At 63.8% G+C, this 23994-nt stretch carries 20 protein-coding genes; 8 read left to right on the top strand and 12 right to left on the bottom strand.

Translation table 11 applies throughout. The annotated features are described in order from the left end of the window. Window positions 1-13 precede the first annotated feature (13 nt). The 5 genes from J1C56_RS19210 to J1C56_RS19190 form a co-directional block, all read right to left on the bottom strand. Window positions 14-3193 (bottom strand): efflux RND transporter permease subunit, encoded by a 3180-nt coding sequence (locus J1C56_RS19210; protein ID WP_214391652.1) that lies wholly within the window; start codon window positions 3191-3193, stop codon window positions 14-16. 2 nt (window positions 3194-3195) lie between these two features. Further along, window positions 3196-4326: an efflux RND transporter periplasmic adaptor subunit gene (locus J1C56_RS19205; RefSeq protein ID WP_214391651.1), complete on the bottom strand. Its 1131-nt coding sequence runs from the start codon at window positions 4324-4326 to the stop codon at window positions 3196-3198. A 242-nt stretch (window positions 4327-4568) separates the two neighbouring features. Next, window positions 4569-5699 (bottom strand): patatin-like phospholipase family protein, encoded by a 1131-nt coding sequence (locus tag J1C56_RS19200; protein WP_214391650.1) that lies wholly within the window; start codon window positions 5697-5699, stop codon window positions 4569-4571. Between the two features lie 48 nt (window positions 5700-5747). After that, on the bottom strand, window positions 5748-6530 hold the full coding sequence (locus J1C56_RS19195) for a 3-hydroxybutyrate dehydrogenase (RefSeq protein WP_214391649.1): 783 nt from the start codon (window positions 6528-6530) through the stop codon (window positions 5748-5750). Window positions 6531-6648: 118 nt separating this feature from the next. Then, on the bottom strand, window positions 6649-7239 hold the full coding sequence (locus tag J1C56_RS19190; RefSeq protein ID WP_214391648.1) for a hypothetical protein: 591 nt from the start codon (window positions 7237-7239) through the stop codon (window positions 6649-6651). A gap of 186 nt (window positions 7240-7425) precedes the next feature. On the opposite strand from J1C56_RS19190, the gene ispG reads away from it, so the two are divergent. After that, on the top strand, window positions 7426-8679 hold the full coding sequence (gene ispG / locus J1C56_RS19185; RefSeq protein WP_214391647.1) for a flavodoxin-dependent (E)-4-hydroxy-3-methylbut-2-enyl-diphosphate synthase: 1254 nt from the start codon (window positions 7426-7428) through the stop codon (window positions 8677-8679). Window positions 8680-8681: 2 nt separating this feature from the next. Further along, window positions 8682-9536: a lytic transglycosylase domain-containing protein gene (locus tag J1C56_RS19180; RefSeq protein ID WP_214391646.1), complete on the top strand. Its 855-nt coding sequence runs from the start codon at window positions 8682-8684 to the stop codon at window positions 9534-9536. A 12-nt stretch (window positions 9537-9548) separates the two neighbouring features. On the opposite strand, the gene J1C56_RS19175 is transcribed toward J1C56_RS19180, so the two are convergent. The 4 genes from J1C56_RS19175 to J1C56_RS19160 all read right to left on the bottom strand — a co-directional run bounded on the left by J1C56_RS19175 (window position 9549) and on the right by J1C56_RS19160 (window position 13719). Beyond that, window positions 9549-10022, bottom strand: coding sequence for a PTS sugar transporter subunit IIA (locus J1C56_RS19175; RefSeq protein WP_214391645.1), 474 nt, complete (start codon window positions 10020-10022; stop codon window positions 9549-9551). Window positions 10023-10024: 2 nt separating this feature from the next. Continuing rightward, window positions 10025-10210, bottom strand: coding sequence for a hypothetical protein (locus tag J1C56_RS19170; protein ID WP_214391644.1), 186 nt, complete (start codon window positions 10208-10210; stop codon window positions 10025-10027). A gap of 140 nt (window positions 10211-10350) precedes the next feature. Continuing rightward, window positions 10351-12684, bottom strand: coding sequence for a response regulator (locus tag J1C56_RS19165; RefSeq protein ID WP_214391643.1), 2334 nt, complete (start codon window positions 12682-12684; stop codon window positions 10351-10353). Window positions 12685-12801: 117 nt separating this feature from the next. Next, entirely contained in the window at window positions 12802-13719 is a 918-nt protein-coding gene (locus J1C56_RS19160) for a polyprenyl synthetase family protein (protein WP_214391642.1), read from the bottom strand. Between the two features lie 128 nt (window positions 13720-13847). Between J1C56_RS19160 and mtgA the strand changes: the two genes are divergently transcribed. The 3 genes from mtgA to J1C56_RS19145 all read left to right on the top strand — a co-directional run bounded on the left by mtgA (window position 13848) and on the right by J1C56_RS19145 (window position 15474). Further along, entirely contained in the window at window positions 13848-14558 is a 711-nt protein-coding gene (gene mtgA, locus J1C56_RS19155) for a monofunctional biosynthetic peptidoglycan transglycosylase (protein ID WP_214391842.1), read from the top strand. Window positions 14559-14712: 154 nt separating this feature from the next. After that, window positions 14713-14895, top strand: a complete 183-nt coding sequence (rpmF, locus tag J1C56_RS19150) for a 50S ribosomal protein L32 (RefSeq protein ID WP_008834724.1) — start codon at window positions 14713-14715, stop codon at window positions 14893-14895. A gap of 165 nt (window positions 14896-15060) precedes the next feature. After that, window positions 15061-15474 carry a hypothetical protein gene (locus tag J1C56_RS19145; RefSeq protein WP_184767984.1) on the top strand — a complete coding sequence of 138 codons (414 nt, stop codon included), beginning with the start codon at window positions 15061-15063 and terminating at the stop codon, window positions 15472-15474. A 32-nt stretch (window positions 15475-15506) separates the two neighbouring features. Here J1C56_RS19145 and J1C56_RS19140 read toward each other — a convergent pair whose 3' ends face one another. Together J1C56_RS19140 and phaR are read right to left on the bottom strand one after the other, a co-directional pair. After that, window positions 15507-15935 (bottom strand): GlcG/HbpS family heme-binding protein, encoded by a 429-nt coding sequence (locus J1C56_RS19140; protein WP_214391641.1) that lies wholly within the window; start codon window positions 15933-15935, stop codon window positions 15507-15509. A gap of 251 nt (window positions 15936-16186) precedes the next feature. Further along, window positions 16187-16789, bottom strand: coding sequence for a polyhydroxyalkanoate synthesis repressor PhaR (gene phaR / locus J1C56_RS19135; RefSeq protein WP_214391640.1), 603 nt, complete (start codon window positions 16787-16789; stop codon window positions 16187-16189). A 294-nt stretch (window positions 16790-17083) separates the two neighbouring features. Here phaR and J1C56_RS19130 point away from each other — a divergent pair, with 294 nt between their 5' ends. Continuing rightward, window positions 17084-18268, top strand: a complete 1185-nt coding sequence (locus J1C56_RS19130) for an acetyl-CoA C-acetyltransferase (protein WP_214391639.1) — start codon at window positions 17084-17086, stop codon at window positions 18266-18268. 199 nt (window positions 18269-18467) lie between these two features. Continuing rightward, entirely contained in the window at window positions 18468-19190 is a 723-nt protein-coding gene (phbB, locus tag J1C56_RS19125; protein ID WP_214391638.1) for a beta-ketoacyl-ACP reductase, read from the top strand. Window positions 19191-19263: 73 nt separating this feature from the next. Here the strand turns inward: phbB and aqpZ are convergent, their stop codons facing one another. Further along, window positions 19264-19953 carry an aquaporin Z gene (aqpZ, locus tag J1C56_RS19120; protein WP_214391637.1) on the bottom strand — a complete coding sequence of 230 codons (690 nt, stop codon included), beginning with the start codon at window positions 19951-19953 and terminating at the stop codon, window positions 19264-19266. Window positions 19954-20689: 736 nt separating this feature from the next. Between aqpZ and J1C56_RS19115 the strand changes: the two genes are divergently transcribed. Beyond that, a complete protein-coding gene (locus tag J1C56_RS19115; protein ID WP_214391636.1) occupies window positions 20690-23989 on the top strand; it encodes a helicase-related protein in 3300 nt (1099 codons plus the stop codon). Window positions 23990-23994 lie beyond the last annotated feature (5 nt).

Genomic DNA, 23994 nt, shown 5'->3' with positions numbered 1-23994 from the left:
TTGCTTGGTCGGTTTATTCCGCAGCCTTGGGGAAGGCGACGGCGGGCTCGTCGGGACCGGGTGCCGGGGTGGCGCCGGCCTCGGCCTTGTCCTTCCTGCCGAAGCGGAAGAGCTTGCTGAGCCAGCCACGCTGGCCGGCCTTTCGCTTGTCGCGGGTGAACACCATCAGCATCGCGGGCGTCACCACCAGCGTCAGCACCGTCGCGAAGGACAGGCCGAAGACGATGGCTGAGGAGAGCGCGATCCACCACTGAGTCGACGGCGCATTGATCGTCGTCTCGTGGTGGAAGATCTCCAGGCCCAGGCCGAAGGCGATCGGCATGACGCCGAGGATGGCCGAGAGTGCGGTCAGCACCACGGGGCGCGCGCGCTCGCGGCAAGTCTGCAGCACGGCGTCGAGCTTGTTCCAACCTTCATCGCGCAGCCGGTCGTAGGTGTCGATCAGCACGATGTTGTTGTTCACCACCACGCCGGCCAGTGCGATGAAGCCGATACCGGACATGACGATGACGAAGGTCTGGCCGGTCAAGAGCATGCCGAGCAACGCCCCGATCACCGCCATGACAACGCAGGACAACACCAGGAGCACGCTGGTGAACTTGTTGAACTGCGCCAAGAGCACGATGAAGATCAGGAAGATCGCGGCACCGAACGCATTGCTGAGGAAGGCTGCCGCCTCGGCGCTGTCTTCGTTCGAACCGGCGAGTTTCCAGTCGACGCCAGGCTTGGCCATGTCGCCGACGGTCTTGGCCACCGCCGCCTGCACTTCGGCGACCTGGAAGCCGCCTGCCACATTGGCCTGGATGGTGATGGTGCGCTTGCTGTCGATACGCTTCAGGACGCCAGCGGTCGGTTCCGGCTTGCGCGAGACGAAGTTGGAGATCGGCACGGAGCCCTGCGCCGTCTCGATGCGCAGATCGTCGAGCGCCGACAGCGTGCGGCGGTCCTCAGGCAGGCGGAGCCGGATGTCCACGGCGTCATCCGTGCCCGCGGGGCGATAGTCGGTCAGTTTCAGGCCCGTGGTTACGAGCTGGACCACGGTCCCGACAGCTGTCGGGCTGACGCCGAACTGCGCGGCCTTGGAGCGATCGACCTCAAGCGCCCAGTCGACGCCAGGAGGCGGCAGGCCATCGGAAATGTCGATGACCCCGGGAACCTTGGCCACGGCCGCAGCCACTTGCTTGGCATAGTCGTTGAGACCAGTCGGGTCCGTTGCCGAGAGCTGGACCTGGATGGCCTTGCCGGTCGGCGGGCCGGCGTCCGGAACGCGCACCTCGACATCGACGCCTGGAATGCCAGCCATCGCGACACGCAAGTCGTCGAGGATCGTGTGTGCGGATTGACGCTCGCGCCAGTCGATGAACTCGTAGTTGATGACGCCGACGACGTCTTCCGGAACGTCCTCGCCACCGCGCGTCTTGCCGACCTTGGTCAGGACCGACTTGATGCCCGGCCAGCCGATGATCCTGTCCTCGGCGATACGAACCGCTGCGTCCATTTCTTCAAGCGAGAGGTTGCCGCGGGCATGCACGTAGAGCAGGCCGTAGTCCGGCTCGACAGACGGGAAAAACTCGACGCCGTTGCCGAACTTCACGTAGGAATACAGCCCGCCGCCAAGCAGCATCATCGTCAGCACGATGGCGGTGATCGGGTAGACCACCGCCTTCTTGACGACCGCCATGTAGAGGCCGTCGCGATTTTCTTCCTCGGTATGCAGAGGCGCCTTGCCGATGATGGCACCAATCGCCGGAGCGAAGATCAGCGCATAGGCCATCGACGCGGCGAGCGTGACGATCAGCGTGATCGGCAGGTACTTCATGAAGTCGCCGACGATGCCTGGCCAGAACAGCAGAGGCGAGAAGGCGGCGATACGGGTCAGCGTCGCGGCAATGACCGGTCCGGCCATGCGCTTGGCTGCTTCCTCGAAAGCCTGTTCCTTCGGCATGCCTTCCGACATGCGGCGCTCGGCATATTCGGTGACGATGATCGCGTCGTCGACGAGCATTCCGACTGCCAGAATGAGCGAGAACAGCACGATCATGTTGATCGTGTAGCCCATCAGGGCAAGCAGCAGGATGCCGATCAGGAACGAAGACGGAATCGCCAGTCCGATCAGCATCGAGGCGCGCCCCGAAAGTGCGTAGAGAATGACGATGAAGACCAGGATGACGGCAATCATCACGTGGTTCTGCAAGTCATTGAGCAGCTGGTTGACGAAGACCGACTTGTCCTGGGTATAGGTCACCTGCAGGTCGGGCAGCACCTTCTTGCTCTGTGCCACGAATTCTTCCGCGACCTTCTTCGAACCTTCGATGGTCTCGACGACATTGGCGCCGATACGCTTCTTGATTGCCAGCGTGATCGCCGGCCTGCCGTCGATGCGGGCAATCGTCTCGGCGTCCTTGAAGGTCGAGCGGACGGTGGCGACGTCGCGAACCCTGACGACGGCGTTCGGGCCGGCCACGACAGGCAGGTTTGCGACATCCTCCGGCGTTTCGATCAACGACGGCACCTTCACCGCGTACTTGCCTTCCGCACCCTCGATGGTGCCGGCGGCGACGAGGCTGTTCGATGCGCCGACGCCCTGGATGAGTTGGTCGAGCTGCAGGCCATAGGAGGACAGCTTCACCGGATCGACGATCGCCTCGACAAGCTCGTCGCGAGATCCCTGGATCTCGGCCTCGAGCACGCCGGGCACTTCCTCGATGCGGTCGCGCAGTTGCTTGGCGGCGGCGGTCAGCGCGCGTTCCGGTATGTCGCCGGACAGCGTGATGAACACGACCGGGAACTCGGAGAGGTTCACCTCGTTGACTGTCGGTTCCTCGACGCCCGCGGGCAGGTCGCGCTTGGCGTCCTGCACCTTGTTGCGCGTGTCGATCAGCGCGTCGCCGAGGTCCACCGACGGGTCGAACTCGACAATGACGTTGGCGCCGCCCTGATAGGCGTTCGACTTCATCTCCTTGAGCCCTTTCAGGCTCTTGAGCTGGGACTCGACGGGGCGGAGCAGCAGCCGTTCGGCGTCTTCAGGCGAAATGCCGTTATACACCAGGCTGACATACATGATTGGAATGGCGACGTCCGGCTCGGCCTCCTTGGGCACGGCGCGGTAGGCAAGCGCCCCCGCGATGACCAGGAAGAGCAAGACCGAAAGAGTCAGTCGCGCATTGCGGATCGCAAGCTTGACGATATCCATTGTTACTGTGTCCCGGCCGCGCTTTCAGCGAGTTTCTTGAGGGCCGCCTCGTCGGCGACCTGGGCCTGCACTTCGTCGCCTTCCTTGACCAGGTCCTGGCCGGCGATGATGATCCTGGCATCAGCGGGAATGCCGCCGAGCACGAGACCCTTCTGGGTGTCGTCGACCAGGTCGATCGGATAGAAGACCACCTTCGACGCCGCGTCGATGGCGCGGATGCCGAGGTCGCCGTTCTGGCCCAGTGTCACCACCGAACGGGGCAAAACCACCGCGCTGGTCGGGTTGGCGCGCACCGTGATCTCGGCGGTCATGCCTGCCGGGATGGCATTGTCCTTGTTCGGGACCGCGATCTCGATCGGGAAGGTCCGCGTCTTGGCGGTGGCGTCGCGGCTGATGTAGCGGACGGTGCCCTTGACCACTTCGCCATTGATCAGGCTCACATCGGCCTCGTCGCCGATCTTGACGTAGCGCAGGTCGCGCTCGCTGATCTCGCCCTTGGCGAGGATCGGGTCGAGGCTCAGGATTGTGGCAACCTCGCCGCCCTGGGCGACCGAGGAGCCAAGCTCCACCGCGACGCGATCGACGACGCCGTTGAATGGTGCCTTGACCTGGTTGCGCGACAGCTCGGCTTCGGATGCCTGGAGCTGCGACTGGGCGGTCTGGAAGTTGGACCATGCGATGTCGCCGGTCAGCTTGGCCGCAGAGCCTGCCTTGGTCAGCTTCTGGGCTGCTTCCCATTCGGCCTTGCGCTGCGACAGCACGGCCTTGGACGTTTCGACGGCGGCTGCCTTTTCTTCGGCGTCGAGCATCAGGATCAGGTCACCCTGCTTGATGTGGTCGCCCTGCTTGACCGGCAGTTCGGCAATGATGCCGGCTGCGCGGGTGGCAAGTGTCGCACGCTTCTCTGCTTCGGTCTGGCCGGAAATGCGGATGGCGCGGGCGTGTTCGATACGAGGCGGCGCCACGACCATGACGGTGCGCAGGGGTACCTTGGGTGTCTCGGCTACGGCAGGTTTTTCTTCGGGGGCTGTCTGGGCGCTACCCACCGAGGAGAATTCGCCAGTGCCCATCCACGCGGCGAATGCCACGAGCACGACCAAGGCTGCAAGCTTATGGAACCTAATCTTCGACATTGTCGTTATCCGTTAAGGACGGTTGCGGCTACCGCCATCTTGCCTGGCGCGTCGCCCCGATATGGTGGCGCGCAATACCGCATTCAATCCGCCGCGGGGGCAAAGTGGCGGAAGGGCGTCTTCTACATCAAATGCAGATCGCAAAATAGTGATAAAAAAGAATGGAAACATCATCCTGACAAAACTGGCAGGAAGTGTCAGCACGCTGCGGTTGCCGCGTCGAATGGGCCGATTCTCGCGGGTTAGTTGTGTTGGCGAACGGCAGCCGGCTTGGTCCTTGTGGCCAAAAACTCACGTACGCGCCGTCCGACAGAGGGGCCGTGCAGCGGCTTGAAGCCGTCGTCGAGTTGCCCGGATAGGTCGAGTGTGGCCTTGGTGCCGACCGAATCAAAGTTGTCTTCGAGCCAGTCGCTGGCCGAGGTGCGGCCAAGGTCGCGCAAGTATTCGAGGAACGCCCATTCGGCATTGACCTTGGACGACGCCGAAAGATCCTTGAAGGCCTCGTCGGCATCGATGCGATGCATGCGGATGTCGCGGAACTCGCCATGCGGCAGGCGCCCGGCGGCGATCAGCTCCTTGATGAAAGCAATGGCGCGGAATTCGCGCAGCAGCCCGGCGTTGAAGGTGATCTCGTCGATGCGGTTCTGGATTTCGTTGGCCGTCTTGGGCGTCTGCTCGCGGATGACAGGGTTGATCTGGACGAGAAGCACGTCGTCGGTGTCGTTGGCCTTGAAAAACGGGTAGATCGCCGGATTGCCGCCATAGCCGCCATCCCAATAGGGCACGCCGTTGATCTCGACGGCCTGGAATATCTGCGGCAGGCAGGCCGAGGCCATCACCGTGTCGAGGTCGATCTCGCCGTCGCTGAACACGCGCAACTGGCCGGTCTCGACATTGGTTGCCGAGATGAACAGGTCGATGTCCTTGCAGGCACGGACATTGGCGAAGTCGATCTCTTCGGCGACGACATCGCGCAGCGGGTTGAGGTTCAGCGGGTTGGCTACATAGGGCGAAAACACCCGCGACATGGTGTCGAACCAGATGTAGCCGGGCGTATTCTCGATCGACCAGTTGCCCCACACCACATCCCAGGGCGAACGCTGCACCGGGCTGAAACGACCCTTGCGCGCAACTGCACGCCAGAAATCCGCGAGCTTGGCGCGCGCGCCGTCGCCGCCGCCGCGCACCCAGCCGTCGGCCAGCGCCACCGCGTTCATCGCGCCGGCGCTGGTGCCTGAGATGGCTTTGATGTCGGGCCTGCCGTCCTCCAGCAGGCGGTCGAGCACGCCCCAGGAAAAGGCCCCGTGCGAGCCACCACCCTGAAGCGCGATGTTGATCGGTTTCGTCTCCTCCGCCTTGCCGTTTCCAGTCATGGCGTCATTATTCCTTTGGTTTGGATTCTTTTGCCCGCTTGGCGGACCTCACTGGGCCGTCCAGCCGCCATCCACCGAGATGTGCGTGCCGTTGATCTGGGCCGCTGCCGCCGACGCGAGGAAGACCGCGGTCGCCGCGATCTGCTCGACGGTCACGAACTCCTTGGTCGGCTGGCGGTCGAGCATGACCTCGCGGATCACCGTCTCGCGGTCCATGTTGTGCGCCTTCATCTGGTCGGGGATCTGCGCTTCGACCAGCGGGGTCAGCACGTAGCCGGGGCAAATGGCGTTGCAGGTGATCTTTTCCTGCGCCAGTTCCAGCGCCACCGTCTTGGTCAGGCCCATGATGCCGTGCTTGGCCGAGACATAGGCCGACTTGTAGGCCGATGCGACGAGCCCGTGCGCCGAGGCAATGTTGATGATGCGGCCGCCGCCGGCCTTCTTCATCAGCGGGATCGCGGCCGCGGTGGTGTGAAACGCCGACGTCAGGTTGATGGCGATGATGGCGTCCCACTTCTCGACGGGGAAGTCCTCGACCGGGGCGACATGCTGGATGCCGGCATTGTTGACCAGCACGTCGACGGAACCGAATTCTTCGGCGGTTTTGGCTATCAGCGCCCGGCACTCCGCCGCTTTCGACATGTCAGCCTTGATGTAGACAACCTCGGCCTTGTGTTCCTTCGCCAGCCGCTCGGCGATGGCATGGTCGGCCGGCGTGTCGGAGAAGGAGTTGATGACGACATTCATGCCGTCGCGGGCGAAAGCCTCGGCGATGGCGAGGCCGATGCCGGAAGTCGAGCCGGTAACGATGGCGGTCCTGGTCGCGGTCATGCAGGAAATCCTTCGGGAATCTCTATGGTGCGATGCAACATATACGTGCTGTGCGGCGCAAAAGAAGCACCGCTGTCGCACAGTTTCGTGAAATTGTGGTGTGGGACCTGCGCTTTTTCTACCAGTCGTCGTAGGCTGGGCACGCGGCGTCCGGGAGCTTTGACAGCAGGAAACGCTTGTCGTCGGCGCCTGATGTCACCTCGACGCCATCTTCGTCTTCACCGCAATCGACTGTCATGCGAAGCCGACCGAGCGCCTCGAGGTCGACCATGATCTTGCCGTCGCCGCTACGCTTGACCGTCACGCCGCCGCCGTCGCAGTCGACACCGCAGAAGATCGCCTTGCCGTCTTCGGTGGGACGGCATTCGCCCATGGCAGTCAGCGGCTTCGGCTGCTTGTGGCCGCGCAGCCGGGCCAGGACCTCGAAATAGTAGTTGCGCTGGCCCTTGGGCGAGAACTCATCCGGATCATGGATGTAGTAGGCGAGGCGGAACTGCATCTCCGTCACCCGCTGCTGCGGATGCGCTTTCAGGTGCGCCGCGTCATAGACGCGGCCGAAACAGGCGCGCGCGCCGGCTGCGGGCGGGATGAAATTGGCGAGTTCGCCTTCCCTACCGGGTTCGATCGCCTGGGCGCGGGCACCGGCGATAGCCAGCAGGCTCGACAAGACGACAAATGGCAATACGGGAACGCGACGCGGAGTTGCCATGAAATCCCCCATTATGCTCATCTACCATATCGCATCCGGCGCGGCCGTTCATCTCGCCGTTCGCGGGCAGGTTAACAAAGGGGTTCGCGCTGACCCTTGGCGGGCGCGACCACCTGCGATATTGACATCGCGCGCAGCGCGCGCCACCTCAGGCGCGGATACCTCGAGCTTCAAGAAGGCCGTCCGATGACCGGCTATTTTTCGTCCCCATTCCCCCGCCGCAAGTCGGTCGGCGTCAGCGTCGGCGGCGTGATCGTGGGTGGCGAAGCACCTGTCGTCGTGCAGTCGATGACCAACACCGACACTGCTGACATCGACAAGACCGTCGCCCAGGTTGCCGCCCTTCATCGGGCCGGCTCCGAAATCGTGCGCATCACCGTCGACCGCGACGAAAGCGCTGCCGCCGTGCCGCATATCCGCGACCGTCTCGCCAGGCTCGGCATCCAGGTGCCGCTGGTCGGCGATTTTCATTACATCGGCCACAAGCTGCTTGCCGATCATCCCGCCTGCGCCGAGGCGCTCGCCAAGTACCGCATCAATCCAGGCAATGTCGGGTTCAAGGAAAAGAAGGACAAGCAGTTCGCCGACATCGTCGAGATGGCGATCCGCTACGACAAGCCGGTGCGCATCGGCGTCAACTGGGGCTCGCTCGACCAGGACCTGCTGACAAGGCTGATGGACGAGAACCAGGCGAATGGTTCGCCGCTCACCGCCAGCCAGGTGATGCACGAGGCCATCGTGCAGTCGGCGCTGATTTCGGCTGATCTCGCCGAAGAAATCGGCTTGCCGCGCCAAAACATCATCCTGTCGGCCAAGGTCAGTGGCGTGCAGGACCTGATCGCCGTCTACACCATGCTTGCCGCCCGCTCCGACCACGCGCTGCATCTCGGCCTGACCGAGGCCGGCATGGGCTCGAAGGGCATCGTCGCTTCGTCGGCGGCGATGGGCATCCTGTTGCAGCAGGGCATCGGCGACACCATCCGCATCTCGCTGACGCCGGAGCCCAATGGCGACCGGACCCGGGAAGTGCAAGTGTCGCAGGAATTGCTGCAGACCATGGGCTTCCGCCAGTTCGTGCCGATCGTCGCCGCATGCCCGGGCTGCGGTCGCACCACGTCGACCGTGTTCCAGGAACTGGCCCAGAACATCCAGGATGATCTGCGCAAGAACATGCCGGTCTGGCGCGAGAAATATCCCGGCGTCGAGATGCTGAAGGTCGCGGTGATGGGCTGCATCGTCAACGGCCCTGGCGAATCCAAGCATGCCGACATCGGCATCTCACTGCCCGGCACTGGCGAGACGCCTACGGCCCCGGTGTTCATCGACGGCAAGAAAGCGGCAACGCTGCGTGGGCCTGCCATCGCTGCCGATTTCGAGAAGATGGTCGCCGACTATATCGAGCAGCGTTTCGGCCGGGGCGGCCAGGCGGCAGCCGAATAGCGATGCGGAACCTGTCGAGGACAGCGCTGGCTTTCCTCGTTTCGCTGGCTATGTGCGTGCCTGTACTGGCCGATCCGCCACGGTCGCCGAAAAAGGCCCATGCCGCGCGCGTCTGCTACCTGATTGACATCCATGCCCGGCGCCACGGCCTGCCAAGCGAATTCTTCGCCCGTCTGATCTGGAAGGAAAGCCGCTTCGATCCGAACGCGGTGAGCCCGGCAGGCGCCGAAGGCATCGCCCAGTTCATGCCGGGTACCGCTGCGATGCGCGGCCTCGCCAATCCTTTCGACATGGAGCAGGCGATCCCGGCGTCGGCTCGCTATCTCGGCGAACTCAAGTCCGGCTTCGGCAATCTCGGCCTGGCCGCCGCTGCCTACAATGCCGGCGAAAGCCGCGTTGCGCGCTGGCTATCTTCCGGCGGCTTCCTGCCGCTCGAAACCGAGGACTATGTGCTCGACATCATGGGCGAGCCGGCCGACAATTTTTCCGACAAGGCTCATGCCGGCACGAACAGGCCGCTCGCTCCGAAGATGTCCTTTGCGGCGGCCTGCCAGAATCTCAGGGTCATCATGTCCGAGACCATCGCCATGGCGAGCGTGCATGTGAAACCTTGGGGCATCCAGGTTGCCGGCAACTTCCGCCGCTCGGCGGCCATCAGGCAGTGGCAGCGGCTCGAAGCCCGGTTTCCGAAGCTGTTGTCGTCGCACGAGCCGGTCGTCAGCCGGGTGCGGACGCCGATCGGCCGGCGCGGCGTCTATGCCGTGCGCATCGGAGCCGACGAACGCAGCGAAGCCGGCAGGATCTGCCAGAGCCTGCGCAGCATCGGCGGCGCCTGCATCGTGGTCAGGAACCGCTGACGGCCGATTTGTTCAGGCCGCCGCGGAGCTCTTGAGTGGCGGCTGATCAGTGAGCAGGCGATGTGCCGTTTCAGCATTGTCAGCCTTGCGCAGACGCATCACCACTTCGGCGTCGCGCAACCGGCGGGCGATCTTGGCCAGCACGTTGAGATGTTCCTGCGGCGAAGCCTCCGGCAACAGCAAAAGGACCACAAGATCGACATCCCGGTCGTCGATGGCCTCGAACGGGCAGGGCGCAGCGAGGCGCGCAAATGCGCCATATGGCCTCTGCAGCCCGCGCATCCTGGCATGCGGTATCGCCACGCCCTGGCCGAGCCCGGTCGAGCCGAGCTTTTCCCGCGCCGCAAGCACCGAGGTGATCTCGGCAGCAGGACAGCCGGTGCGCCGCGACGCATGGGCCGCAAGCGCTTTGAGCAGCCGCGTCTTGCCCTCCGGCTGGAGGTCGAGGACCACGTCCTCGACCGAAATCACGTCCGAGATTTCCATCGTCAGCTTGAAAGCATGGTGGCCAGCGCCAGCCCACCCAGCAGCACGCCGGTCACGAAGAACAGGCGGGTGAACATGAAGGGTTCGGTCTGGCCCTTGACCAGGTTGCCATCATTGGCGGACTCGCGGCGCGTGGGCTCAACGGTGCGTGCGCTGACGAAGCGGTCGGGCATCTGGGTACGAAGCATTTTTTACTTCCTTGTTGTTCGCGCCGGAGCGGCGAGATCGCCGTCGTCCGGTCGCGTCAGGAAGGTAAAAGCCCTGGCATCAGGATTCGAGAGAGGCGGACACCCCAAGAAATAAAGAAGTCATAGCCATCTAGCGGCGTCTATGCCGACTGGGCGAGTTCCGCGCTCTCGCTCAGCCACGTCCCGATCTTGGCGCCGAGCTTGTCGGGCGACACCGGCTTGGGCAGGTAATCGTCCATGCCGGCGTCGATGCATTTCTCGCGGTCGCCCTTGAGTGCGTGCGCGGTGACGCCGATGATCGGCGTGCGCGTTCCGTTGGCCGCTTCTTCGGTGCGGATGGCGCGCGTTGCTTCGTAGCCGTTCATCTCCGGCATCGAAACGTCCATCAGGATCAGCTTCGGCTTGAAGGTGCGGTACATCTCCACCGCCGTGCGGCCGTTGCCGGCGATGCGATGGCTGAGGCCAAGGCCGGCAAGGATCTGGCCGAAGACGAGTTGGTTGACCTCATTGTCCTCTGCCACCAGAACATCGAGCCCGCCGCCTTGCAGCGCCATAGGCTCCGGCTGGACGAGCAGTGCGGGGGCAGGGCCGCGGATGACGGTGAAGGCCGGTGGTGGTGCGTGGCGGACCGGCTCGCGCACGAACTCGATGCGACCGGCCTGCGAACGGGCCTTTTGTACCGCCGCGATCACCGTGCCGAGAAGCACCGCCGAGCGGGCCGGCTTGGTCAGATGCGCGGATATGCCGAAATCGAGCACCATGCGGGAGAAATCGATCTGGTCGACCGAGGTCAGAAGCACCACCGGGATCGACGAGATGCGGCTGTCGGCGGCGATTGCCTTGGCGACGTCGGCGCCGTTCATGCCCGGCATCTGGTAGTCGAGGATGACGCAGTCGACGCTGGCGCCCAACTGGGCTGCACGGTCGAGGAAGGCGAGGCCAATGGCGCCGCTTTCGGCCGCGGCGCAATCGAAGCCCCAGCTCTTCAACTGTTCCAGCAGGATTTCGCGATTGACCGGGTTGTCGTCGATCACCAGCACGCGCGCGCCGGTGACGTCGACCGGCACGACGCTATTGGTCTGCTGGGCTTCGTAGACCGGCAGCATGGCGGTGAACCAGAACACCGAACCCTTGCTGAGTTCGCTTTCGACGCCGATGCGGCCACCCATCAGGTCTACGAGGCGTGCGGCGATGGCAAGGCCGAGACCGGTGCCTTCGTGGCGGCGGGTCGAGCTGCCGTCGACCTGGGCGAATTTCTCGAACACGCTCTGCAGCTTGTCGGCGGGGATGCCGATGCCGGTGTCTTCGACGCGGACGCTGAGCGCTACTGTCCCATCGACGACCTCGCCGGTGACATCGACAAGCACATGGCCGCGCTCGGTGAACTTCACCGCATTGCCGAGCATGTTGGTGATGATCTGGCGGAAGCGGCCGACGTCGCCGGTCACGTGGGTCGGCAGTCGCGGGTCGATGCGCACGATCAGCTCGAGGTTCTTTTCAGCGACACGCGCCGAGATCAGGGTCGCGACATCCTCCACCGCCTCGCCAAGATGGAACGGGGCGGGGTCGAGCGTCAGCTGGCCGGCGTTGATCTTGGAGAAGTCGAGCACGTCGTTGATGATCGTCAGAAGGGCGTTGCCCGACTTCACGATGACTTCCGTGAAAGTCTTCTGGCGCGGCGTCAGGTCGGTGCGCGCCAGAAGCTCGGCCATGCCGAGCACGCCGTTCATCGGCGTGCGGATCTCGTGGCTCATATTGGCGAGGAATTCCGACTTGGCGCGATCGGCAGCCTCGGCTTTCTGAAGCGACTCGGTACTTTCGGCGAAAGCACGTCGGATGGCATGCTCCATCGGCCTGAACACCCAGACGGCGACACCGGCGATGACCAGGATCAGCAATGCCGCCGCGGTCGTCAGCAACCGGTCGCTGCGGGTCTCGGCGTAACGGCGTTCGTTCTCCATCGCGGCGGTGGCGCGCAGCAGCATTGGCTGGGCAAACAGCTCGTTCTGGTTGCGGATTTCGCGATAGCTCCACTCATCGGCGCTCTGGGCGCTCGCCAGCGCGCCGAGATTGCGGGCGATGTCGCGTGCCGACCAGAACAGATCGCCGTTGATCGCGGCGCTGTCGAGCTCGCGCAGCGACTTGTCCGACAGATATGGGCGTATCGCGTCGATCGTTGCGGCCAGGTGGTTGATGCGGACATCGAGCCGGACGGCATGGTTGTGCGCGGCAGCGGCGAGCGCCTGCTGCGTTTCCGGCCGCCAGGCGGCGTTCGTCGTCTCGGCGAAACTGCTGGCGTTGCGCAATTCGCGTGAAAACAGCTGAAGTTCGGCGGCAATGGCATCGACATCGCGGCGATATGTATTGCCCTGGCTGAAGGCCAGCATCACGGCAATGGACGTCAGTGCGAAGATCAGGAGCCCCGAAAGGTATCTGATCCGTATCGAACGGATGAAGGACGAGTGCTCCGGCATGCGCAACCCCAAACACATACGCACAATCTTACAGAGCCGGAATAGACACCATTAACATTAAGAGTTTCTGACCTGCACAACTTGTCCGCGAGATTGTTGCTTGGGTGGCAGTAAAGATCAGCTATTGCGCTCGGCTATGAAACTTGCGGCAGCCTTGAGCATGATTGCGCGCTCGCCGAAGGGCTCCAGCAAGTCATGCGCCTGGCTGACCAGGCCGGCGAGTTGGGAGCGGGCCCAGTTGGGGCCGTGCAGCGAAACCAGGGTCGCCTTGCCGGCGGCAGCATCCTTGCCTGTCGCCTTGCCCATCGTCTCGGCGTCGGCGGTGAGATCGAGCAGGTCGTCGGCAAGCTGGAACGCAAGTCCGATCGCCGAGCCGAATTCGGACAGTCTTTCGCGCTCGTTTGCTGAGGCGCCGGCGACGATGGCGCCGGCCTCGCAGGCGAAACGGATCAGCGCGCCCGTTTTCATCGCCTGCAGGCGAATGACGCCGGCTTCGTCGGGCTTGTTGCGTTCGGCGTCGAGGTCGAGCGCCTGGCCGCCGACCATGCCGCCGGGGCCCGCGGCGCGGGCGAGCGCCAGCACAAGGGCTGCGCGGCGATCCGCCGGCAGCGGCGTCGCGTCGTCGGCAATGATGTCGAAGGCAAAGGTCAGCAGGCCGTCGCCAGCAAGGATCGCGGTCGCTTCGTCGAAGGCCTTGTGCACTGTCGGCTGGCCGCGGCGCAGGTCGTCGTCATCCATCGCCGGCAGGTCGTCATGGATCAGCGAATAGCAGTGCACGCATTCGAGGGCTGCGGCGACGCGCTGCGCCGCCTCGCCGTCGGCGTCGAACAGGGCGGCGCTCTCCAGCACGAGAAACGGACGCAGCCGCTTGCCGCCATTGAGCACGCCATGGCGCATCGCTGCCATCAGATGCCCAGGTCGTGCGATCTCGCCGAAGAGGGTGCTCTCGCCGAGCAGCTGCCGCAGTTGCGTCTCGACGGTCTCTGCGCGCATGCGCAGGAAGGTTTCGAACATGATATCGCTGTCGATCGTCATGGCGGCGAGCGGTAGCCGACAGTCAGACGTTGCGCAAGAAGCCAACCGCCTTTATGCCAAAAGGCTGACAAGGCAGGGCGGACGGGTTGTCGGAACCGATCATAGAGCCGGAAACCGAAAGGCTGGAGATGGCAGCAGCGCGTCGCGGGGTTTTCTCGCGCGGAAGCCTGCGCCGCTGGGTGCGGCTCGGCGCGCTGGTCGCCGCGATCATGGTGGCGCTGCCGGTGGTGCTGACCATCCTCTATTTGCCTCCTGTCGTGCGCCCGATCTCGACGCTGATGATCAAGGACCTCGTCACGCTACAAGGCTATGACCGCCAGTGGGTGCCGCTCGACGACATCGCGCCCGTCATGGCGCATTCCGTCATCATGTCCGAGGACGGGCAGTTCTGCTTCCACAAGGGCATCGACCTTGGCGAGCTCCGCGGCGTCATCAACGACGCGCTTGAAGGCGAGGCCACGCGCGGTGCCTCGACGATTCCGATGCAGACGGTCAAGAACCTCTATCTGTGGAATGGCCGCTCTTTCCTGCGCAAGGTGGTCGAGCTGCCGCTGGCGATCTATTTCGATGCCCTGATGCCCAAAAGGCGGATCATGGAGATCTATCTCAACATCGCCGAGTGGGGCCCCAACATCTACGGCGTCGAGGCGGCGTCGCAACACTATTTCGGCAAGCCGGCAAGCCAGCTGTCGCGGCGCCAGGCAGCGCTTCTGGCGGTGACCTTGCCCAATCCCGCGGCGCGCAATCCGGCCAAGCCAGGACCTGGTCTCAAGCGGCTTGCCTCGGTCATCGAACGCCGTGCCGGCAAGGCTGGCGCCTATGTGCAGTGCCTGGATTAGATTGGCGCCTGCAGGACCGAAAAAAGAGTCGCTTCGGGCTGGTCAAGCCGGCTTTCGCCGTGTATAGGCTCGCCAACTTTCTCAGTTTCCGGCCCTTGCGCGGCCCTTTCACGAGGGCGGACAGGGTCATTTGACCGATTGGTGGAGTATATCCATGGCTGTTCCAAAACGAAAAACCTCCCCGTCCAAGCGCGGCATGCGCCGCTCGGCCGACGCGCTGAAGGCCCCGACCTATGTCGAGGACAAGAATTCCGGCGAAATGCGCCGCCCGCACCATATCGACCTGAAGACCGGCATGTACCGTGGTCGCCAGGTGCTGACGCCGAAGGAAAGCTAAGCAGCTTTTCCTAGGAAAGCTGAAAAGCTTTCCTCAGCGAGCCTATCGGGAAAGGACCGGCCCAGCCGGTCCTTTCTTTTTGCGTGCCCGGATGGTGCTGAATTTTCTTGACGCCAAGGCATCAGGGGATTCTAGAAGGTGCCAGCGCAACGCGGAGACCGGTCCATGCTCGCGGGCATTCCCCTTCTGATCATCCCCTTCATCCTGTTCAACATGGGGCTTGCCGGCCTTTTCGGCAGCGGCGTGAACGGCGACCCGTGGTCGGGCGAGATCCTGTCGCTCAACATGATGTCGGGTGGCGTCTTCACATTGACGCTGGGCAATCTGCTGGTCGTCGTCGGATTGCTGTTGCTGTTCGTCGAGATCGTGAAGTCGACGCGTACCAGCAACGCGTCCGTGGTCGACCATCTGCTGTCGACCTTCGTCTTCGTCGCGTTCCTGGTCGAATTCCTTCTGGTGCGCGGGGCCGCGCACCCGGTGTTCTTCACCTTGATGGTGATCGCATTGCTGGACGTCTTGGCCGGGTTTTCGGTTTCGCTCCGCTCGGCCAGCCGCGACGTCACCTTCGGCCGCGAGTAGGAGCGCGTCCCCAAGGGGAACGCGCCCGCCAATCAGACCTTGGCGACGAAGCCTGCCGATTCGATGCCGGCCATGGCGGCGAGCTCGTCATTGTCCGACGTGTCGCCCGAAATGCCGACCGCGCCGAGCACGTCGCCATTCTTGTTGCGGATCAGCACGCCGCCCGGCACCGGCACGATCTTGCCGCCCGATACCGCCGAAAGCCCCTGGAAGAAATGCGGACGCTCGACAGCGGCAACGCCGAGCGCACGCGAGCTTGAACCCACGGCGAGCGCGCCGTAGGCCTTGCCCGACGCCACCTCGGCGCGGATGAAGGGCGAGCCGTCCTGACGCTGGAACGCAAGCAGATGTCCACCCGCGTCGAGCACGGCTATGCCGAGCGGCTTGAATTTCTGCTCGGCGCCAAGTGCAAAGGCGGTGTCGATGATGGCGTTGGCCTTGGCCAGCGTCAGTTCGGTCATGATCATTCCTCCTGATTATTGATGGGCGTCTAGCAAACACGCTCCGGACGCCGGGCAAAACCCTGCATCCGGTTGAAACTGCCTTACCTGAATGGGTGGGAGAGGGGGGGGCCGTTCCAGCAGCCCTGGGTCCTAAAGCTTGGCTTCACTCCAGGACTGGAGAGGTCCTCCGGCCCTTCGCATGGCTCAGGGCGTTCGACGCTCGGAAAGCCAAGCAATTGGCTTTCCGTCGGCCTTTGGCCGACCGCGTCTCACCCCATGGAATCGATCTTCCGCTGCATCGCGGCAAGCTGGTCCTTGAGCTCCTTGAGCTCGTCCGGCTTCTCGGACGTTTCCTTCTTGGCCGGCTCGGCGGGGGTTGCTCCAGCGCCAGGCATCGGGAAAGGCGTGAACATGCGCATCGCGTTCTGGAACAGCTCCATGTTGCGGCGTGTCTGTTCCTCCAGCGCCTTCATCGGCGCGGCGCCCTTCATCATGTCTATCGGCGCCTTGCCGAAGGTCGACTTCATCTGCTCGCGGAAGCGCTCATGCTCCTTGGAGAAGGCCAGCATCGACTGCTCGAGGAAGCTCGGTACAACCATCTGCATCTGGTCGCCATAATACGAAATCAGCTGTCTGAGGAAGGGGATCGGCAGCATGTTCTGCCCGTCCTTGTTCTCCAGTTCGAAGATGATCTGGGTCAGCACCGGGTGCGTAATATCCTCGCCGGTCTTGGCATCCTGCACGGTAAACTCTTCGCCCTTCTTGACCATTTCGGCCAGGTCCTCGAGCGTGACGTAAGTACTCGTACCGGTGTTGTAGAGTCGGCGGTTGGCGTATTTCTTGATTACGATCGGCGTGTCTTTTGCGGCCATCAGCATCCTCCCCCGGAAGACCGGAATGCCATGTAAGCAGCCGGTAACATTTCGCCGGTCACGAGGATAAGCGCAAAGCAATCGCAAATCCAAGTGGTTTGTGCACTGCAAGAAGGCAAGGCGGGTCCGCGCCGGCAAAAAAATGCTGCGCAGCATTGCTGCACTGCGGCCGCAGCATCGGCAATCCAGTGATTTTCCGGTTTGACTCGGGTCCTGGAACGGGCAAGAAAAGTCATGAGCGCCAACGTCCTCGACGCGCAACAACCTTTCGTCAAACGAAGTCTGGAGAGAAACATGTCCGCCTCGTCCTCCATCGTCGTCGCCAGCGCCGCCCGAACGCCGGTCGGCTCGTTCAACGGCGCCTTCGCCAACACGCCGGCGCACGAACTCGGCGCTGTTGCGGTCCGCGAGGCGCTTGCACGCGCCGGCGTCGATCCCAAGGAAGTCGACGAAGTCATCCTCGGCCAGATCCTTGCCGCCGGTGCCGGCCAGAACCCGGCCCGCCAGGCGGCCATGGCGGCGGGCGTGCCGCAGGAGGCAACCGCCTGGGGCCTCAACCAGCTTTGCGGCTCGGGCCTGCGCACCATTGCCATCGGCATGCAGCAGATCGCTACGGGCGACGCCAAGATCATCGTCGCCGGCGGCCAGGAATCGATGTCGATGGCGCCGCACTGCCAGCACCTGCGCGGTGGCGTGAAGATGGGCGACTTCAAGATGATCGACACGATGATCAAGGATGGCCTGACCGACGCCTTCTACGGCTACCACATGGGCAACACGGCCGAGAACGTCGCGCGCCAGTGGCAGCTGACCCGTGACGAGCAGGACCAGTTCGCGGTCGCCTCGCAGAACAAGGCCGAGGCCGCACAGAAGGCCGGCCGCTTCGCCGACGAGATCGTGCCGTTCACCATCAAGGGCAAGAAGGGCGACACCATCGTCGACCAGGACGAATACATCCGCCATGGCGCGACGCTCGATTCGCTTGCCAAGCTGCGGCCTGCCTTCGACAAGGAAGGCACCGTTACAGCCGGCAACGCCTCGGGCATCAATGACGGCGCTGCCGCCGTCGTCCTGATGACCGAAGCCGAGGCCGTGCGTCGTGGTCTCACCCCGCTGGTGCGTATCGTCTCCTGGGCGACCGCTGGCGTTGATCCGCAGATCATGGGCACCGGCCCGATCCCGGCATCGCGCAGGGCGCTCGAAAAGGCTGGCTGGTCGGTCGGCGACCTCGACCTCGTCGAGGCAAACGAGGCTTTCGCCGCGCAGGCCTGCGCGGTCAACAAGGACATGGGCTGGGATCCGGCGATCGTCAACGTCAACGGCGGCGCCATTGCCATCGGCCACCCGGTCGGCGCTTCCGGCGCCCGCGTCTTCAATACGCTGGTCTACGAGATGCGGCGACGCAGCGCGAAAAAGGGTCTTGCGACCCTGTGCATCGGCGGCGGCATGGGCGTCGCGATGTGTGTCGAGGCGATGTAAATCGAAAAGCAAGAGGGCGGCCAATGTGCCGCCCTTTTTTGTCTCTAGCGCATGACCCCGAAAATCGGAGTCGATTTCCGGAAAGGATCATGCGCCAATTCAAAATGTTACGGCGTCCTTTGCGCGTCCCAAAGGACGCGCGGCGCTGTAAAAGCCTGTCGCAAGGGCAATCCATCAAGCAGCAGAAAAGGGGAAACGCATGTCTAAGGTTGCACTCGTCACCGGCGGATCGCGCGGCATTGGTGCTGCGATTTCGATCGCGCTGAAGAACGCAGGCTACAAGGTCGCCGCCAACTATGCCGGCAACGACGAAGCGGCGCAGAAATTCAAGGCCGAGACGGGCATCCCGGTCTACAGATGGTCGGTTGCCGACTACGACGCCTGCGAGGCCGGCATCAAGCAGGTCGAGGCCGACCTCGGCCCCGTTTCGGTGCTGGTCAACAATGCCGGCATCACGCGCGACTCGATGTTCCACAAGATGACGCGCGAGCAGTGGAAGGAAGTCATCGACACCAATCTGAACGGTGCCTTCAACATGACACATCCGCTGTGGAGCGGCATGCGCGACCGCAAGTTCGGCCGTATCGTCACCATCTCCTCGATCAACGGCCAGAAGGGCCAGGCCGGGCAGGCCAACTACTCGGCTTCCAAGGCCGGCGACATCGGCTTCACCAAGGCGCTGGCCCAGGAAGGCGCGCGCGCGGGCATCACCGTCAACGTCATCTGCCCGGGCTATATCGCCACCGAAATGGTTATGGCGGTGCCGGAAAAGGTGCGGGAATCGATCATCGCCCAGATACCTGTCGGTCGCCTCGGCGAGCCGGAAGAGATTGCGCGATGCGTGGTGTTCCTGGCATCGGAAGAGTCGGGCTTCATCACCGGCGCCACGCTGAGTGCCAATGGCGGACAGTATTTCGTCTGACAGGCTCGCCTGCTAGACCTGGAAAAAGAAAACGGCGCCGAAGGGCGCCGTTTTCTCGTCTGGCCGGGTGAGGTCAGTCCTTTTCGAACATTGCCTTGTGGACGATGCCGGCGATTGCTGCGCCGACGATCGGGGCAACCCAGAACAGCCAGAGCTGCTGCAGGGCGACGCCGCCGACAAACAGCGCCGGGCCGGTCGAACGGGCCGGGTTGACCGAGGTGTTGGTCACCGGGATCGAGATCAGGTGGATCAGCGTCAAAGCGAGGCCTATGGCGATCGGCGCGAAGCCAGCCGGAACACGTCCATGGGTCGAGCCGAGGATGATCATCAGGAACATGAAGGTCAGGACCACTTCGATGATCAGCGCCGAGGACAGGCCGTATTTGCCCGGGGAAGCGTCGCCGTAGCCATTGGTGGCGAAGCCGCCGATGCCGGCAAAGTCGGCCTTGCCGCTGACGATGAGGTAGAGCACCGCCGAGGCGACAACAGCTCCGACCACCTGGGCGATGACATAGGGCACGAGGTTCTTGGCCTCGAAGCGCCCGGCCATCATCAAGCCAACCGAGACGGCAGGGTTGAAGTGGCCGCCGGAGATGCCGCCGACGGCATAGGCCATGGTCAGGACCGTCAGGCCGAATGCCAAAGCAACACCGGCAAAGCCGATACCAAGTTCGGGAAACGCGGCTGCAAGCACGGCACTGCCGCAACCGCCGAAGACGAGCCAGAATGTGCCGAGGAATTCGGCGAATAGACGTTTGGTCATGATGTTCCCTCCAATGCGCCTGCGCGGTGCGCCGCATTTTCCGGAGGCCCCGCCTAGGCAACCCCCGCCGCGCAGACTCAACGTGCGGATGGAGACACGGCTCGGCGCCGGGCACAACGGGTGCAATTCCCTTAAGGGAATGCAATCACAGATATTTTTGCGTGGGCCGGCATGTGCCGCTATGGCACGCAAAGGTTAACGTGCAAGTCGGGGAGCTGTGGACAGGCTTGTGCATATCAGGTGGATAATCGGTGGACGGGTGCAGTCGGGCACAACATCTAGCGGTGAACAAATCAGGAAACTTGTCCTATCAGTGATTCGTAGCCTGTTCGTTCCGCATTTGGTTCAAATGTTAACCGAATGTCCGTCGCCGCTGGTCCCAGCGTTAATGTGGCGATAGGAAACATCAATAAAATCATTATTTTGCGCCGAGGTCGCCGAGGCGTTCCGGCGCTTGGCCGGCAAAGGTTAACGGCGGCGCGCTGAGGCATGAAACGGGCCACTTTAGAGATTCTGCATGTGGTGCAGCTTGCCAGCCGGAAATCTATATGTTGGGGTGAACAAAACCTGAATCTGTCGGAGTCAGTGATTCGTCGCTGATTCGTTCTAGACTCGTTCCAACTCTTAAATCTGGAACATTCCGCTTTCGCTTCGCCGCGCAAATCCCTATGTGTCCAGTCGTCGCGACAGGCGGCGCAACGCCGGGTTGGCCCGGCGCCGAGGGCGGTTCCTTAGAATGAATGTCCACTCCAAGCAGAACGACCCCCTGATCCTGTCAGGCCGCGATGTCACCGCGGTTCTGGGGCCGACAAATACCGGCAAGACGCATCTCGCCATCGAGCGCATGGTCGCGCATGAAAGCGGCATCATTGGCCTGCCACTCAGGCTGCTCGCCCGCGAGGTCTATGGCCGGGTTTGCGAAAAGGTCGGTGCCCACAAGGTGGCGCTGGTCACTGGCGAAGAGAAGATCCTGCCGCCGGGCGCGAAATACTCGGTTTGCACCGTCGAGGCGATGCCGCGCCAGACCGACGCGGCGTTCGTTGCCATCGACGAGGTTCAGCTCGCCGGCGATCTCGAGCGCGGCCATATCTTCACCGACCGCATCCTGCATCTGCGCGGCAGGCAAGAGACGCTGCTGCTCGGTGCCGCCACCATGCATGGCATCCTGCAAAAGCTTCTGAAGGGCGTGTCGGTGGTCACGCGGCCGCGCCTGTCGCATCTTGCCTATGCCGGTTCCAAGAAGCTGACGCGTTTGCCGCGCCGCTCGGCCATCGTCGCCTTCTCGGCCGACGAGGTCTATGGCATCGCCGAACTCATCCGCCGCCAGCAGGGTGGCGCCGCCGTGGTGCTTGGCGCGCTCAGCCCACGCACCCGCAACGCCCAGGTCGAGCTCTACCAGTCTGGCGACGTCGATTACCTGATTGCCACCGACGCCATCGGCATGGGCCTCAATCTCGATGTCGACCACGTCGCTTTCGCCCAGAACCGCAAGTTCGACGGCTACCAGTACCGCCAGCTGACCGCGGCCGAGCTTGGCCAGATTGCCGGCCGTGCCGGCCGACATCTGCGCGACGGCACCTTCGGTGTCACCGGCCAGGTCGATCCGTTCGACGAGGAACTGATCGAGAAGATCGAAGGCCATGATTTCGAGCCGGTGAAGGTGCTGCAGTGGCGCACCGCCCAGTTCGACTTCGCCAGCCTCGACACGCTCAAGCGCTCGATCGACACCGTGGCGCCCGTCGAGGGCCTGACGCGCGCGCTGCCGGCGGTCGACGCCCAGGCGCTCGAGCACCTTTCGCGCGACGAAAACATCCGCACGCTCGCAAGCGGCCGCGAGCGTGTCGCGCTGTTGTGGGAGACGTGCGCGCTGCCCGACTACCGCCGCATCGCGCCGGCCCAGCACGCCGACCTCATCGCATCGATGTATGACGATCTCGCCCGGCATGGTCACGTCGACGAAAACTACATGGCCGAGCAGGTCCGCCGCGCCGATTCCACCGAAGGCGACATCGACACGCTTTCGCACCGGATCGCACAGATCCGGACCTGGACTTTTGTCTCAAACCGCCCTGGCTGGCTTGCCGATCCGGCACACTGGCAAGAAAAAACGCGAAACATCGAAGACAGATTGTCGGATGCACTGCATGAGCGGTTGACGAAACGCTTCGTAGACCGCAGGACTTCCGTCCTCATGCGCCGCCTTAGAGAAAACACTATGCTTGAAGCCGAAATAAGCCCGTCCGGAACTGTCCTCGTCGAGGGTCATCACGTCGGCGAACTGCAAGGGTTCCGTTTCACCGCCGACCAGAGCGCGGGTGGAGAAGATGCCAAGGCCGTGCGCACGGCAGCCCAGAAGGCGCTCGCCGCCGAATTCGATTCCCGCGCCGAGCGTTTCTCGGCGTCGCCCAATGGCGATATCGCGCTTGGCTCCGATGGCGTGCTGCGCTGGATCGGCGCGCCGATCGGTACGCTGGTCGAGGGCGAAGACGCGCTCAAGCCGCGCGTCATCCTGCTTGCCGACGAACAGCTGACCGGCCCGGCTCGTGACAAGGTCGCGGCGCGCGCCGACCGTTTCGTCAATTTCCAGGTCGAGTCGCTGCTCAAGCCGCTTGTCGATCTCAAGGCCGCCGAACAGCTTTCCGGCATCGGCCGCGGCATCGCTTTCCAGCTGGTCGAGAATTTCGGCCTGATCAACCGCCGCGACATCGCCGAAGACGTGAAGTCGCTCGACCAGGAAGGCCGCGCCGCCCTGCGCCGCCTTGGCGTGCGCTTCGGCGCCTATCACGTCTTCGTTCCCGCGCTGATCAAGCCGGCGCCGGCAGGGCTGGTGACGCTGCTCTGGGCGATCAAGAACGACGGCAAGGACAAGCCGGGCTTCGGCGACGTCGTCCACGCGCTCGCCGCCGGCCGCACCTCCGTCGTTATCGACCCGACCTTCGACAAGACCTTCTACAAGCTTGCCGGCTTCCGCAATCTTGGCCGCCGCGCCGTGCGTGTCGACATCCTTGAGCGTCTCGCCGACCTGATCCGCCCGGCGCTCGCCTGGAAGCAGGGTATCGGCGCGCGTCCCGACGGTGCCTATGACGGCAGCTCGTTCATCGTCACGCCGCAGATGATGTCGATCCTCGGTGCCACCGGCGACGACATGGAAGAAATCCTCAAGGGCCTCGGCTACCGTGCTGAGCCGAAGCCAGCCGCCGAGGTCAAGGACAAGCTCGAGACAATCGACAGCGCCGCTCGCGAGGCCGTGGCCAAGGCTGTCGCCGCAAAGGCTGCCGCGGCCGCCGAAGCTGCTGCGCCCGCTGCGAGCGATGAGGCTGCCGACGTTTCCGCCGAACCCTTCGTCGAGACGGCCGAAACCACCGAACAAGGAGCTTCCGAAGTCGCCGAACAGGCGCCGGAGGCCGAAGCAGACGGGCAAGCAGCTGAAACCGTCGCCGAGCAGACCGAAGCGGTTGCCGAACGTGCAGCCGAGGTCGCCGCTGAACCGGTGACCGAAGCAGAGCCCGTGTCCGAGCCGGAAGTCGAGGCGGAAGCCGCAGAGGCTGTTGCCGAAGCTCCTGCTGCCGATGCTGTTCCGGTGGAAGCCGCGGCGGCAGACGCCTCCGAAGCCGTGGAAGCGCCCAAGCCGATCCTGCTGTGGCGTCAGGGCCGCTTCGAACAGCGTCCGCGTCATCGCCAGGACAACCGCTCGCGTGGCGGCCAGCGCGAGCAGCGTGCCGCCGGTGCCGCTGGCGCACCTGCTGCCCGTCAGGGCGAAGCCAATCGCAACCGCGAGGGCGGCGAAGGCGGTCGTGACAACGGTCGTCCGCGCTTCGACCGCAAGCCCGGTGGCAAGCCGCAGGGCGAGGGCGGACGCCCCGACAACCGCAACCGTGGTGAGCGCCCAGGCGGCGACAAGCGTGACGGCGATCGCGGCGGCTTCAAGGGCAAGCCCGCCTTCCAGCCGAAGCCGCGCGAAGAGCGACCGGTGCGTATCGATCCCGATTCGCCCTTCGCCAAGCTCGCCGCGCTGCGCGACCAGCTCAAGAAGTAAACGCC

It is taken from the genome of Aminobacter anthyllidis, from assembly GCF_018555685.1.
Lineage (GTDB): Bacteria > Pseudomonadota > Alphaproteobacteria > Rhizobiales > Rhizobiaceae > Aminobacter > Aminobacter anthyllidis.
This window is presented reverse-complemented; position numbering and strand designations above follow the sequence as displayed.

Excerpts from the sequence above, each read along its gene's own strand:
- J1C56_RS19190 (WP_214391648.1), bottom strand. The coding sequence starts at position 7,239 with ATGGCAACTCCGCGTCGCGTTCCCGTATTGCCATTTGTCGTCTTGTCG.
- mtgA (WP_214391842.1), top strand. The coding sequence starts at position 13,848 with ATGGCAGCAGCGCGTCGCGGGGTTTTCTCGCGCGGAAGCCTGCGCCGC.
- phaR (WP_214391640.1), bottom strand. The coding sequence starts at position 16,789 with ATGGCCGCAAAAGACACGCCGATCGTAATCAAGAAATACGCCAACCGC.
- J1C56_RS19165 (WP_214391643.1), bottom strand. The coding sequence starts at position 12,684 with ATGCCGGAGCACTCGTCCTTCATCCGTTCGATACGGATCAGATACCTT.
- J1C56_RS19130 (WP_214391639.1), top strand. The coding sequence starts at position 17,084 with ATGTCCGCCTCGTCCTCCATCGTCGTCGCCAGCGCCGCCCGAACGCCG.
- J1C56_RS19175 (WP_214391645.1), bottom strand. The coding sequence starts at position 10,022 with ATGGAAATCTCGGACGTGATTTCGGTCGAGGACGTGGTCCTCGACCTC.
- J1C56_RS19170 (WP_214391644.1), bottom strand. The coding sequence starts at position 10,210 with ATGCTTCGTACCCAGATGCCCGACCGCTTCGTCAGCGCACGCACCGTT.
- phbB (WP_214391638.1), top strand. The coding sequence starts at position 18,468 with ATGTCTAAGGTTGCACTCGTCACCGGCGGATCGCGCGGCATTGGTGCT.
- J1C56_RS19140 (WP_214391641.1), bottom strand. The coding sequence starts at position 15,935 with ATGACCGAACTGACGCTGGCCAAGGCCAACGCCATCATCGACACCGCC.
- J1C56_RS19205 (WP_214391651.1), bottom strand. The coding sequence starts at position 4,326 with ATGTCGAAGATTAGGTTCCATAAGCTTGCAGCCTTGGTCGTGCTCGTG.
- J1C56_RS19210 (WP_214391652.1), bottom strand. The coding sequence starts at position 3,193 with ATGGATATCGTCAAGCTTGCGATCCGCAATGCGCGACTGACTCTTTCG.
- rpmF (WP_008834724.1), top strand. The coding sequence starts at position 14,713 with ATGGCTGTTCCAAAACGAAAAACCTCCCCGTCCAAGCGCGGCATGCGC.
- J1C56_RS19180 (WP_214391646.1), top strand. The coding sequence starts at position 8,682 with ATGCGGAACCTGTCGAGGACAGCGCTGGCTTTCCTCGTTTCGCTGGCT.
- J1C56_RS19115 (WP_214391636.1), top strand. The coding sequence starts at position 20,690 with ATGAATGTCCACTCCAAGCAGAACGACCCCCTGATCCTGTCAGGCCGC.
- ispG (WP_214391647.1), top strand. The coding sequence starts at position 7,426 with ATGACCGGCTATTTTTCGTCCCCATTCCCCCGCCGCAAGTCGGTCGGC.
- J1C56_RS19195 (WP_214391649.1), bottom strand. The coding sequence starts at position 6,530 with ATGACCGCGACCAGGACCGCCATCGTTACCGGCTCGACTTCCGGCATC.
- J1C56_RS19160 (WP_214391642.1), bottom strand. The coding sequence starts at position 13,719 with ATGACGATCGACAGCGATATCATGTTCGAAACCTTCCTGCGCATGCGC.
- J1C56_RS19200 (WP_214391650.1), bottom strand. The coding sequence starts at position 5,699 with ATGACTGGAAACGGCAAGGCGGAGGAGACGAAACCGATCAACATCGCG.
- aqpZ (WP_214391637.1), bottom strand. The coding sequence starts at position 19,953 with ATGACCAAACGTCTATTCGCCGAATTCCTCGGCACATTCTGGCTCGTC.
- J1C56_RS19145 (WP_184767984.1), top strand. The coding sequence starts at position 15,061 with ATGCTCGCGGGCATTCCCCTTCTGATCATCCCCTTCATCCTGTTCAAC.